The organism is Mycoplasma imitans ATCC 51306 (genome assembly GCF_000518305.1).
Lineage (GTDB): Bacteria > Bacillota_I > Bacilli_A > Mycoplasmatales > Mycoplasmoidaceae > Mycoplasmoides > Mycoplasmoides imitans.
Genome location: NZ_KI912416.1, coordinates 144,513 through 158,255 on the forward strand (window position 1 = coordinate 144,513; position 13,743 = coordinate 158,255).

10 protein-coding genes and 1 pseudogene are annotated in these 13,743 nt (G+C 30.8%); 8 read left to right on the top strand and 3 right to left on the bottom strand.

Features of this window, described 5'->3' with window-relative positions:
• Positions 1-174 precede the first annotated feature (174 nt).
• From uvrB to phoU, 5 genes are read left to right on the top strand one after another with little or no spacing between them, the layout of a single operon-like run.
• On the top strand, positions 175-2,169 hold the full coding sequence (uvrB, locus tag P690_RS0103135; RefSeq protein ID WP_027122307.1) for an excinuclease ABC subunit UvrB: 1,995 nt from the start codon (positions 175-177) through the stop codon (positions 2,167-2,169).
• Between the two features lie 44 nt (positions 2,170-2,213).
• On the top strand, positions 2,214-3,371 hold the full coding sequence (locus tag P690_RS0103140) for a substrate-binding domain-containing protein (protein ID WP_027122308.1): 1,158 nt from the start codon (positions 2,214-2,216) through the stop codon (positions 3,369-3,371).
• Positions 3,371-5,329 (top strand): phosphate ABC transporter permease PstA, encoded by a 1,959-nt coding sequence (pstA, locus tag P690_RS0103145; protein ID WP_027122309.1) that lies wholly within the window; start codon positions 3,371-3,373, stop codon positions 5,327-5,329. The genes P690_RS0103140 and pstA overlap by 1 nt, the downstream gene beginning before the upstream one ends.
• Entirely contained in the window at positions 5,322-6,299 is a 978-nt protein-coding gene (gene pstB / locus P690_RS0103150; RefSeq protein WP_027122310.1) for a phosphate ABC transporter ATP-binding protein PstB, read from the top strand. The genes pstA and pstB overlap by 8 nt, the downstream gene beginning before the upstream one ends.
• 2 nt (positions 6,300-6,301) lie before the next feature.
• Positions 6,302-6,988: a phosphate signaling complex protein PhoU gene (gene phoU, locus P690_RS0103155; RefSeq protein ID WP_027122311.1), complete on the top strand. Its 687-nt coding sequence runs from the start codon at positions 6,302-6,304 to the stop codon at positions 6,986-6,988.
• A 141-nt stretch (positions 6,989-7,129) separates the two neighbouring features.
• Here phoU and nrdE read toward each other — a convergent pair whose 3' ends face one another.
• The 3 genes from nrdE to nrdF all read right to left on the bottom strand — a co-directional run bounded on the left by nrdE (position 7,130) and on the right by nrdF (position 10,880).
• The gene (gene nrdE / locus P690_RS0103160; protein ID WP_027122312.1) at positions 7,130-9,298 is read right to left on the bottom strand and encodes a class 1b ribonucleoside-diphosphate reductase subunit alpha; all 2,169 of its coding nucleotides are present in this window, start codon (positions 9,296-9,298) and stop codon (positions 7,130-7,132) included.
• A 103-nt stretch (positions 9,299-9,401) separates the two neighbouring features.
• Complete coding sequence (nrdI, locus tag P690_RS0103165; RefSeq protein WP_027122313.1) at positions 9,402-9,857, bottom strand: class Ib ribonucleoside-diphosphate reductase assembly flavoprotein NrdI; 456 nt, start codon at positions 9,855-9,857, stop codon at positions 9,402-9,404.
• Positions 9,858-9,860: 3 nt separating this feature from the next.
• Positions 9,861-10,880, bottom strand: a complete 1,020-nt coding sequence (gene nrdF, locus P690_RS0103170) for a class 1b ribonucleoside-diphosphate reductase subunit beta (RefSeq protein WP_036459658.1) — start codon at positions 10,878-10,880, stop codon at positions 9,861-9,863.
• Positions 10,881-11,382: 502 nt separating this feature from the next.
• Here nrdF and P690_RS0103175 point away from each other — a divergent pair.
• From P690_RS0103175 to P690_RS04285, 3 genes and pseudogenes are all read left to right on the top strand, one after another.
• The gene (locus P690_RS0103175; RefSeq protein WP_027122315.1) at positions 11,383-12,252 is read left to right on the top strand and encodes a thymidylate synthase; all 870 of its coding nucleotides are present in this window, start codon (positions 11,383-11,385) and stop codon (positions 12,250-12,252) included.
• Positions 12,252-13,202: a dihydrofolate reductase gene (locus P690_RS04640; RefSeq protein ID WP_027122316.1), complete on the top strand. Its 951-nt coding sequence runs from the start codon at positions 12,252-12,254 to the stop codon at positions 13,200-13,202. Before P690_RS0103175 ends, P690_RS04640 begins: the two co-directional genes overlap by 1 nt.
• 292 nt (positions 13,203-13,494) lie before the next feature.
• Positions 13,495-13,743 (top strand): annotated as a pseudogene (locus P690_RS04285) (IS256 family transposase); the annotation flags it as partial.

Genomic DNA, 13,743 nt, shown 5'->3' on the forward strand with positions numbered 1-13,743 from the left:
TTTTATAAAAACATTCATTTTTACCGATAAATTTATATATTTATTTTAATTATTAATATTTTTTAAATACGTTTATAAACGCATATGTCTGATTATTAAAAAGCTATCTTGTTCAGTAAATTTATGGGTATTTTATAATGATTTTAACTTTGATCTGAATATCAAAATCAACAAATGGCAGATAAAAAATTCAAACTAGTTTCCAAAAATAAACCAGCAGGTCACCAACCAGAAGCAATCAAAAAACTTGTTGATGGTCTTAACAAGAAAAAGAAATATCAAACCTTATTGGGTGCTACAGGTACTGGTAAAACGTTTACAATTGCTAATGTAGTTGAAAAAACGCAAAAAAAGACGTTAATTTTAGCTCATAACAAGACATTAGCAGCTCAACTATATTTAGAATTTAAGGAATTATTTCCTAATAATGCTGTTGAATATTTTGTTTCATATTTCGATTTTTACCAACCCGAAGCATACATTCCAAGAACGGATATGTATATTGAAAAAAGTTCAGTTACTAACGACGAAATTGAAATGTTGAGACTAGCATCGCTTAACTCTTTATCGACAAGAAATGATGTAATAGTGGTTGCTTCAGTTGCTTGTATTTATCCTGCTGCCAACCCTGAAGATTTTGATATTTACCGCATAATTTTAAAAGTTGGTAACACTCTTAAGCTTGCCGATCTAAAAGAAAATTTAGTTAGATTAAACTATGAAAGAAACAACGAATGTAATCAACCAGGTACATTTAGAATAAAAGGTGATGTAGTTGATATTTTTCCTGGTTATGTAAATGATCATATTATTAGATTGAGCTTTTTTGGTGATGAATTAGAAGAGATTAGAAAAATTCACCCAACTGATAATAGCGTCATTGAAAAATACACATCATATGTATTAGGACCAGCTAACGAATATATCTTGAATTTTGATCGGAAAGATAAAGCAATAAAAAGAATTCAAGAAGAATTGATGTTTAGAGTTCAAGAATTTAAAAATCAACAAAAGCTTGTTGAAGCACAAAGGCTTCAACAAAGAACCGAATATGATATTGATGCAATTAAAGAGTTTGGTTTTTGTAATGGAATCGAAAACTATGCTTTTCATTTAGAATTGCGTGAAAAAGGTTCAACACCTTGAACTTTGTTTGATTTTTTTGGTGATGATTGGTTAATGGTAATTGATGAATCTCATATTTCCGTTCCTCAAGTTAAAGGAATGTTTAATACAGACAAATCAAGAAAAACAACACTAGTAGATTATGGTTTTAGATTACCTTCAGCACTTGAAAATCGTCCGTTAAATTATGAAGAATTTAACGGTAAATCTGATCAAGTTATTTTTGTTTCGGCTACACCGAATCAAGAAGAAGTTGAATTATCTAACAACGAAGTAATTGAACAAATTGTTCGACCTACTGGCCTGTTAGATCCAACAGTTGAAGTGCGTCCTAGATTAGATCAAACGAATGATCTAATGAACGAATTAAAAAAACAAAAAGAACGCAACGAACGTACGTTTATTACAGTTACCACTATTAAGATGGCAGAAGATTTAACTGAATATTTAAAAGAACGTAACTTTAAATGTGCGTATATCCATAATGAATTAAAAACATTGGAGCGATCTTTAATACTTAACGATTTAAGAAGGGGTAAATATGATTGTGTTGTGGGTATCAATCTTTTACGTGAAGGATTAGATATCCCTGAGGTTTCTTTAGTATGTATTTTTGATGCTGACAAGCCAGGTTATTTCAGAAGTGATAAAGCATTAATTCAAACGATTGGACGTGCTGCACGTAACCAAAATGGTCGTGTAATTATGTATGCTGACGAGATGAGCAAGGCGATGAAAATTGCTATTGATGAAACTAATCGTAGAAGAGAGATTCAACAAAAATTCAACAAGGAACATAAGATCACCCCTAAGACGATTATCAAACCGATTTACGATGATTTAAAAAACAAAGCATCAAACAAACAGATCGAAGAAGTGATGCGTAAAAGCAAAGCTAAGGGTAATAAATTTGTCAAGATGATTGAAGAGTTAAGAACTGAAATGCTTGAAGCTGCTAAAAATCAAAACTACGAACATGCAGCTAGCATTAGAGATTTAATCATAGAACTAGAAACTCAGCAACTAAGCAAGACTAACAAATAAATAATATTTTTTTGGTAGAATTCTTATAAAATTACTCAACAGAAATGAAACCTTTTTTTAAGAAGAAAATATCATTATTTTTTTCAACAGTTTCACTATCATATTTAATGAGTTCATGTTCATTAAATTTTGTTGTTATAAACACAAGGGGTTCATCAGCGGTGCAACCTTTTATGGATGCATTATCAGAATTGTATGCTAAATATGCACCTGTTGAGATCTCCGTACAAGCTGGTGGATCAACCACAGGCATTATTAGTGTCCTTGATGGCACTACAAATATTGGTAACGCTTCTAAAAGTCCAAGAGACCAAATTTTAGCCAATCACAGATCGGTTCAAGAGTGAAAAGATCTACAAGTTAAAACAGTTACTTTAGCCAAAGATGCAATCGCAATTATTTATAAGAAACCAGCAAATACTTCAGCTAGCGATTTTTATTTAGATGCTAATAATATCGATAAAATGTATGATGCATTTGCTGGTTATGACACGGTTTCATTATCAGATTTTTACTTTGGTAAAAATCTTAATGGAAACTACAATGTCGTTCCTTTTGCTCGAGCTGGAGGAGCTTCAGTTTCTGGAACAGCCGAAGCTTTCTTACACAACTCAGGTCTAATTAAAGACGATCAAATCAATAAAAAAACTTTAGACGCTCTTAAAGGTAAGATCGATTATGGTTCGCACACGATCACAACAGGTGAATCAAATATTGAAACATATAACTTTTTTAAAACTAATGCTAGATTGGTCGGTTCAATGACCTATCTATCATTAGGTTTTATTATTAATAACCTAACATTGATCAAAAACGATGGGTTCGATCTTCTTAATTACAAAGTTGACGATAAGGTGATTGTTCCATCAATTCAATCTGTTAGTGATGGCGATTATCGCTGGATCAGACCTTATAATTCAATATTTTCTTTATCAAATAAAGACGAAAGTCGTCTTAATTCTATTAAGCAATTCATTAAGTTCATCTTATTTGATAATAAACCCGATGTTAGAAAACGAATCGAAGACATTTATCAAGCACAAGGTTTAATTACACTATCAGATAAAGATTTAAAAAAGATGTTTTTACTTAATGATGGATTAAAGAATATGTCATCACAGGAATTAATTCAGAAACATGAAGATGCATTTTGAGTAAGTGACTATTCATTTGATCCAGTTAGATTTGGAGTTGAATTCTAATGTTGAATACAAGTAGATTTAACGATTTTAAAAAAGCTAGAAGTAAACTTTTTCAATCGATTTCGTTTAGTGCAGCGTGGTTGTTTGCAATAGCATTTATTGGGATCTTTTCTTTTATCTTTTATAAGTCAATCCCTGGATGACAATCATATGGTGCTAGTATTTTTAAACTAGATTTTAATTTAGTTCAAAATAAAGCAGGAATCTGAGCGCCATTGACCGTAACTTTATTTGTTACCTTTGTGTCGTTATTGATAGCTGCTCCGATTGGAGTGAATACAGCAATCTTCATCAAGTTCAGATTGAAAGAAAAATGAAGAAAAACCTTTAGAATTATCGTTAATATTCTTGCTGGTATTCCTTCAGTTGTTTTTGGGCTGTTTGCTGCTAACTCATTAGGTTATTTAGTTCAGTTAATTTTTCAAACTAGAACATCATGAAATTTAATAACAGCCATTATCATGTTAACGTTCATGATTATTCCAACGGTTGTAGCCATGAGTTACAATTCCCTTGAAAGTGTTGATATGAGTATCTTATCAGCTTCAATTGCTCTTGGTACAACTAAGACAAAATCTATTTATAAGATCTTTAAAAAAGAAGCTAAAAACGGGATTTATGTATCATTACTAACCGCTTTTTCAAGAGCGATTAGTGAATCAATGGCGTTAAACTTTATTTTAACTGCGCAAAATTATAATATTGTAGGTCACACCCCATTTAATGAGTTTTTACAATCGGGATTAAAAACAATAGGGGCAATTATCTCATATAATTTCTTTGCTGAAAATGGTTCAGAAAACCTAAGAAGTGTTTTATACCTATTTGGGATTATCCTATTTACGTTTACGATTATTATTAATATCTTGGTGCTATTTATTAATAAGAGTTCAACCAAGAAAAAGTATCCTTGAGCAATTAAGGTTGAGACATTTATTGCTAACTTAATCTTATTTATACCAAATCGTATTAGTCGATCAATCGTTTATTTAATAAACCTTATTAAACGATCAGCAAGCTTGTTTAAAGTGCATAAGAATACGATTAGAGTTAAGGCTTATGATTATTCAAAAAAAGCAATCGAATTCTTATGTACAGGAATCTGTATCGCGTTTATTTTATGAATCTTACTTTACACGTTTTATCATGGGTTTATTGCGATTTTTAGTCCTGATCAAACAATAACATCGTTTGCAGCAAACTCAACTGGAAGAGCTACTGTTAACACGTTGGTAATCATTTTCTTTGGGATTTTGATTTCGTTTCCAATTTCATTATTTATTGCGATCTATGTTAATGAGTACGCAAGAAATAAGAAAGCTAAAACCACAATCTTATTTTTTATTGATGCATTGGGATCAACACCATCAATTTTATTTGGGATCTTTGGTTTAACTTTTTTTATTCAAACATTAGGATTGGCTATCGGGGGCAGAAGTTCAAACTCAATGTTTGCAGGGATTTTAACTATTTCATTGGTAATCATGCCAGCATTCATTCGAATGCTGCAACAAGGGTTAGCTTCAGTTCCTAATTCAACAAGAGAAGCTTCTTACGCATTAGGAATCTCACGATCACAAACAATTTTAAAAATCATTTTACCTCAAGTAATCGAACATATCTTAAGTAGTATCATCCTATCTATTTCAAGAATTCTAGCTGAAACAGCTCCGCTATATATTACAGCAGGGCTATCATCATCAAACAACTTTAGTCTGGGATTATGAGGTCAAACTTTAACTGTAAGAATTTATAGCCAACTCTTCTCAACAAAGGCCAACGCACAGAACATCATGTTTGAATCTGCCTTTATGTCGATTCTATTAATTTTCATCTTTATCTTAATCAGTAATCTGTTAATTCCTTATCTGTTTAAAAATAAATACAAAATAGCCATCTGATGGGATAAGTTAAAAACAAAAAGAAAAAATAAGAAAGATAATCTAAAGTATGCGTAACAAAGTTGATCCACAAACTAAGGAATTATATCTTCAAAAAAAGGGTGAATATAAAGAAAAAATTAAACAGTTAATTCAACAAAAGAAAGAGTTGATATCAACTAGTAACAAAGATGAATTAACTAAAGTTAATGAAAAGATCAAAAGATATAAGATCTTGTACAAGAACAAAGATCCTAATTTAATTCATTTTAAAGACGATTATAATTTTGATAATATCTTCGAAATTGATAATTACAACCTGTGGTATTCAAATAAAGCAAAGCATGCGCTAAAAGATATTAATCTAGCGATTAAAAAGAACAAAGTAACAGCGCTTATAGGACCTAGTGGTTGTGGTAAATCATCTTTTATTCGTTCGCTTAATCGGATGCATGATCTAACTGATGGTGTGTCTAAAACCGGAAGTATCTTTTTCTTATCTAAAAACATTTATTCTAAAACATTACCAGAATTAGAACTACGTTCTAAGGTGGGAATGGTGTTTCAAAAACCAACGCCTTTTTCATTGTCGATCTACGAGAATATTGCTTATGCATTAAGATCTCATGGAATTAAAGATAAAGCCAAGATTGAACAGATAGTTAAAGAGTCTTTAGAAGGTGCTGCATTATGGGATGATGTGAAAGATATTTTGTTCCAATCAGCTCACGGACTATCGGGTGGTCAACAACAGAGATTATCAATTGCTCGTGCGATCGCACTTAAACCAGAAGTTTTATTAATGGACGAACCTACATCTGCGCTTGATCCGATTGCGACCAATAGAATTGAACAACTGATTCACCAACTGAAAAAGAGTTATTCAATCGTGATCGTAACTCACTCAATGGCGCAAGCACAAAGAGTTAGTGATGATACAGTTTTCTTTTACGAAGGTAAAGTGTTAGAACACGGTACAACAAAACAAATCTTTACTCAACCTAAGAATGAGAGAACAAAAGATTATATTGATGGAAGGATTGGCTAATTATGTCAAGAAATTACAAATCATTAAAATATTCAGAACAAGAATTAATCAATAAATTTTATGAATACATTGATCACGGGATCAAGATTCATGAAACTTTATTGAAAGCTTTGTATAACTACAAAAATGGCGAACCATATCTTGAACTTTTAGATGATATCTTCAAGATGGAAAAGCATTCTAACATCAAACAAGCCGACTTATTAGATGATTCAACCTGAGTTATTTCAAAAGAGCAACCACAAGCTTCACACCTAAGATTTATCATTGCAATTATCTCTTCATCAAACGATATCGAAAGAATCTGTGACTATGCAAATAATGTTGCTAAATTCTTAAAAAAGAACGATAACATTACACCGCAAAAGTTAGATGTAATTATTGACCTTCAAGAAGAAGCGTTAACTAACTACAAAGATGTAGTTACTCATTTAAAAGAAAATGATGCAGAAGAAACATATAAATTTGCTGACATCAGACAACAAGAGTTTGAATCTAAATACAAGAGATATCTAAAGAATTTCAAAAAATACGATATTAATTCTGAAGATGAATTACAACTAAACCTATTGGTTGACACGATTCTAGTAATCAAAAACATTGAAAGAATCAACGATCATCTGGTTAATATTGTTGAATATTTTGTATACATCAAAGAATCATCTTTCTTCTTTGATAAGAAGATTTAATCTGCTCAAAAATAAATAAAGATTCATCATAAAAAATAAGTCGATTGGTCGACTTATTTTTTAAATAATTAAGCGTTAATTTGCATAAAAGTAATAAAAAAAACTAACAACCAAAGGTTGTTAGAAATTATTATTTTGTATCTAGATTTTGCATGCTTCGCAATCCATATTGCTTGCTTGATCTTTAACTCAATCTAAGTTTTCAGAATCTTCTAAAACGTTTTGTCTTACACGTACATAATAAACAGATGCGCATTTAGATTTATAAGCTCTAATATAAGCCTTGTTTAAGTCTCTGGTTGTAGCTGTATCATTCATAAATAAAGTTAATGATATTGCTTGGTCAACGTGTTTTTGAGCTTGAGCACAGATATCGATATAAGGATTAGGTCCTAATTCGTAAGCACCGTCTTTGTAATACTTGTAGTTGTTTTCATCTAACTTGTAAGCTAATGAATAGATTCTACCAATCTTACCTTCTTTACGAACTTCAACGGGTGCTACAACTGGTTGTAATGATGGTGTACATGAAGATAAGTAAGAAATGCTACCAGTTGGTGCGATAGCTAATAAGTGAGCGTTAGCTAAACCAGTTTTCTTAATTTCTTCTGTTAGCGCTTTTCAATCAGATTGGGTAGGAATTTTAATCTTGTAATTTTCAAAAAGTTCTTTAATTTTTGGATTTTTAATTACATACGTACAAGGATCACATTTAGTATATTTATCAAAGTAAGAACCATCAGCATACTTAGATGTTTTGAAGTTAGCATAAGTTTGTTTTTGTTCAACTGCTAAACGATTAGATGCCTTGAAAGCATAATAAGCTAATGTATAGAAGAAGAAATCGGTAAATTCTAAAGCTTCAGGTGAATCATAATAAATTTCATGTGTTGCTAAAAATCCATGTAAGTTCATTGCACCTAATCCTAAAGCGTGATTATTAGCATTACCATTCTTAATTGAAGGAGCGCAATCTAAATTAGCATTTCTAGAGACATGATCTAATGATTTGATTGCGTAATAAACTGATTGTTCAAAACGATCACCAGATTTCATCATCTTGTCAATATTAACTGATCCTAAGTTACATGAGATATCTTGACCTAATTTCTTAATTGAAAAGTCTTCATTATATTCAGTTGATGATGAACTTTGAACAATCTCTGAACATAGATTAGACATCACAATACGACCGGCATTAGGATTACGGTTGTTAACCGTATCGTCGAATAATAAGTAAGGATAACCAGATTCGAAGTGTAATTCAGCAATAGTTTGAAAAAACTTACGTGCTGAAATATACGTCTTTTTAATCTTAGGGTTATTAACCATATTATGGTATTCTTCAGTTACTTTAATATCTGACAAAGGTTTTCCATAAACTTTTTGTACATCATATGGTGAAAACAACGCCATTTGTTCGTTGTTTTTAGCTAATTCAAAAGTAATATCAGGAATAACTAAACCAAGCGCTAATGACTTAATTCTGATTTTTTCATCAGCATTTTCACGCTTAGAATCTAAGAACACCATCACATCAGGGTGGTGAGCATGTAAGTATGCTGCTCCTACACCTGGTCTTTGACCTAATTGGTTTGCATACGAAAATGAGTCTTCAAGGATCTTCATTACAGGAATAACGCCAGATGCTTGACCTTCAATATGTTTAATTGGCGCACCAAACTCTCTTAGATTAGTTAAACAAAGAGCTACACCTCCACCGCGTTTAGATAATTGTAATGAAGTAACAATCGCACGACCAATTGATTCCATATTATCTTCAACACGTAATAAGTAACATGAAACGTATTCACCTCTTTGTTTCTTACCAGCATTTAAAAACGTTGGTGTTGCTGGTTGAAAACGCCCAGATAAAATTTCAATTAAAATGTTTTTAACGTTTTCAAAATTCTTACCGCCTAAGAATAATGCATTCATCAAACAACGTTCGCTGTAAGTTTCATAAAACTCTTTACCGTCATTACTCTTTAAACAATAAGCGTTATAAAACTTGAAAGCCCCCATAAATGAAGGAAATTCGTGATCAAATTCTTTGATCACACCGTAGAGCTCTTCAAGTTGTTCTTTAGTTACATTTTCGACAACTTCTTTTTCATAAAAGTCATGCTTAATTAAATAGTCCATTCGCTCATGAATCGAATTAAACTTCTTAGTTCTTGGTTTAACATGCACTTGCATATAAAGTGCTACTGCTTTAGCATCATTAAGCGCAGAGTTTTTACCTTCATCTAATTTACTCATTGCATTGTATGCTAAATATCCATTAGCTTCTTTGAAACTATCACTCATTTTTATATCCTCTTTTGTTTTTTTAATAATTGCTAAATTTTGTTTGTTTATTGATTTTTTAAAAAAATTAATAATTTTTTATTCTTGGTTTATTAGTATATATTTATTCTTGTCAATTTCACAATTTTTGTATTCGTTCGCGAACTAATTCTTCATCATATTTAGTTCCGATTAATTCAAAAATATGTAATAATGGTACTTTTAATTTAGCTCTAAGTACATGACCAGCTAGTCCGTATGTTTCACCAAAATTGGTATTACCACTAGCTACAACCGCTACACAATGTTCTCGGTTTTGCAATTTGTTTAAAAATTTAATGACTTGCCTAGGCACTGCCCCCTTAAAGTCGTTTAGTCCACCTGAATATGTTGGACAGATTAATACGTAATCGAAATCGACTTCAATTTCTTCATTCAAACTGATTGGAATTCTGGTTGCAGGCAAACCCAATTTATCGCAAAACTTTTTTGTATTTTCAGTTTTGCTGGAAAAATACACAACACGCATTTCTCCATTGGGTTTTCTTTTAGGCACATTTAGATTTTCTTTGATTTCCATAAATTAGAATTCTCAGTCATCATCTTCTGTTTCTTCAGTTACACCCATAATATATGAGCTTCCATTACCACTGAAGAAATCATGGTTTTCATCAGCTCTAGCTGATAGTTGTGCAAAAACTTCTGGTGAGATTTTTGTTTCCTCTGGTGTGAATGGTGATTCATAACCACAGTTTTGTAAGAACTTACCGGCGTTGTATAAACTGAACGCAATTGCTTCATCAGCTAGACCAAAACCGTCGTAGAGTTCTCTTAAGAAATCCTTTTCCAGTTCAATGATTTTGTACAAGGTATCAAAAACAAATTTTTTGTATTCTTCTTGTTTTTCTTTAGGTAGTTTTTCAACCTTCATTCTGTACTTGTAACCTGAATAATAGTTGTGAAGCACTTTATCTCTTAAAATTAAGCGAATGATATCACTAGTGTTTGGTAGTTTACCTCTAGCCGCTAAATAGAATGGTAAATAAAAACCGCCATATAATAAGAATCCAGGCATTAATGCTGCTGCAATTTTTGACTTCAATGGATCATCTGAAGTATAGTAAGGAACTAAAAATTTAGCTCTAGCTTGCAACTTTTCATTGTTAATCACTCATTCATGAGCTTCTTCAATTTCATCACTTGTATTTAATGTTGAGAAAATTGTTCCATAACTACGCGCATGAACACCCACCATGAAAGAAAAATTCGCATAAATAAATTGTTCATGATCAGTTAATGAGTGAGGGATCTGAGCAATATCGCCTAATGTACATTGAATCGTATCTAAAAGCGTTAATCCAGTAAATGTTCTAGTAACTAATTGCTTTCACTCAGCAGTTAATTCATTTCAAGATTTAAGGTCATTTGAGACTGGTATCTTTTCTGGCAACCAGAAGTTTTGAGTAACTCTTGTTCAAACTTCTAAGTCTTTTGGATCATTAATTACGTTCCAGTTAATCGAACGCATAACTCCTTTTTGTCCATTTGCAACATAGCCTAATGGACTAAATGACTTATCATAATATTTGTTGTTATTTGACATATAAAAGTACCTTTTCTAATGATTTAAACGCTTTTAAGGGATAAGAAATATTATTTTTATAAAAATTTGGGCTTAAGATTTATAAAAATAATATTTAATGCAATTAACTGCTTAATAACCCCTTTTGCCTTTTAACAATTATAAGAGAAAATAAGCCATAATAATAAAAATATTAATGAAATTTATATTTATATTATTAAGCAACTTTTCGTTTCCCTTTATTTTATTGATTTCGAACAAAAACCAATTGAAAAAAAATTTAGATAGTCCTAATAAATTTATGTAATTTTTTGTTTTTCTGGAAGAAAATTTTACGTTCGGGCAAAAAATATTAAACAACGTTATTCAAAAGTGGGTAAAACAATTTATTTTAAACAACTTTTGGATATTTAAAATCATTTGTTTGACCAGTTAATTAATATCGCGATAATTAAGATAATTTTTAATTATAACTATACATATAGTTAAGCAACCTAATTATTTTAAAAAAAGGGGGTAGGTTATGAAAACATATTTGAATCTGTTGCAAAAAGTTTTGAGCAAAGGTGAGGTTAAAAAAGACCGCACAAACACAGGCACAATTTCTTATTTTGGCACTCAAGCTCGATATGACTTACGAGAAGGATTTCCTTTGTTAACAACAAAGAAAATGGCATGAAAGTCAATTTGTTACGAACTATTATGATTTCTTAAGGGTGATACTAATATTAAGTTTCTAGTTGACCATAATGTAAACATTTGAAACGAATGGCCATATGAAATTTTTAAAAAGTCTTCTGATTTTAAAGGCGAAAGTTTGCAAGAGTATGTTGAAAAAATAAAAACTGATGATAAATTTGCTAAACAACATGGAAAACTAGGTCCAGTATATGGAAAACAATGACGAGATTTTAATGGTGTGGATCAAATAGAATTGGTGATTAATGAAATTAAAACTAATCCATACTCTCGTCGCTTGATTGTGAGCGCATGAAACCCACCAGAAGTAAAAGATATGGCGTTACCACCATGTCATAGTTTTTTTCAATTCTTTGTTAATAAAGATAATGAAATATCGCTTCAACTTTATCAAAGAAGTGGTGATATGTTTTTGGGTGTTCCTTTTAATATTGCATCGTATAGTTTGATGCTTTTAATGGTTGCGCAAGTAACAGGACTAAAACCGGCTGAATTTATTCATACAATTGGAGACACTCACATTTATTCTAACCATGTTGAACAAGTTAAAACTCAATTACAAAGAGAACCTAAAAAATTACCAAAAGTTGTTTTAAATCCTAACATTAAAAACATCTTCGATTTTAAGTTTGAGGATATTACATTAGAGGATTACGAACATCACGAACCAATTAAAGCAAAGGTAGCTGTGTAATGATTAAATTAATAGTAGCAATGGATCAAGCCAATTTAATTGGTAAACAAGATAAAATGCCTTGACATATTAAAGATGAATTTCAGCATTTTAAAAATACAACAATTGGGCACTCATTGTTGTTTGGCAAAAGAACCTTTTTAGGATTACCTGGAAAATTAAAAAATCGTAAACATTTTGTTTTTAGTAGAGAAGATATTATCCCTGATGCTGATGTAACAATTCGCAATGAAAAAGAATTAATGGAACTATTTAAAGCATATAAAGATAGCCAAGATATTTTATTTATTGCTGGCGGAAAATATGTTTATGAAAAATATTATCATTATGCTGACGAACTTATTATTTCACGTATTAAAAAGAAATACGAAGGCGATATTTATCTTAATTTAGATTTATCCAATTACGATTTGTCTAAAGTGCAAGAATATAGCGATTTTACCGTTGAATTTTGATTAAAAAAACCAAATATTAATAAAATAAATCCCAATGCAATTAGTTGAGATGAATACTTCATGATGTTAGCTACAATATCGTCCATGAGATCAAAAGATCCATCGACACAGGTAGGAGCGTGTATTGTTAACAAAAAGAAATATGTAATAGGTTTAGGGTATAATGGAATGCCTAAAGGATTTGATGAAAAATTTCCTTGAGACCGCACAAACCTAGACAGTGCTAAAACTAAATATCCATATGTAGTTCATGCTGAAATAAACGCTATTCTTAACACAAGCACGATTATAGAAGATTGTACACTTTATACTAATTTATTTCCGTGTTCAAATTGCGCTAAAACTATTGCACAAAGCGGCATAGTTGAAGTTGTTTATGAAGATAATAAATATGAGAATCTTCCTGACTACAAAATAGCTACCTTTATTTTAGAAAGCGCCAACATTAAAGTTAGACAACACAAGATAATCCACAAGGTAATTAAAAAAGATTAATAACATTTAAATAATAACGTTATTTGCGTTATTATTTTTTTGATTATTTTAAAAAAACTGTTAAATTTGCCGAAAATCTTAATAAAAATATTTTTGTTTTAAAAATAAATGTAGAATTTAAAAGCTAACAAAATTTCATTTTAAACCGTAATTGATTAGATACTGATCGAATCACAATCGATTAAATTTTCTTAGATTTTTAGATTAGCGGGCACCGAATTCAATTTTGTGTAAAACAATTAATTAACTCAAAAAAGAAAGGTTAATATAATTTTATAAACGGTAAACAAAAATGAATTCAAAAGACGAACAAATGAAACAGATTCAAAAATTAATCGTTGAATTTGTAAAACAATTTGGTCCTAGTAGCGGAAAGCAACTATTAAACATCACTGATTATATTGCTAGCCTGTTTTACAGGCTCTTGTTGATGGTGAACACGTTGGCAAACTAGAATTATTGAGAGAAAATGCTGATAATGATGAAAACGTGTATCAAAACGGATCATACACTAGAAATGTTAAGTGAGGGCAAGAAGAAA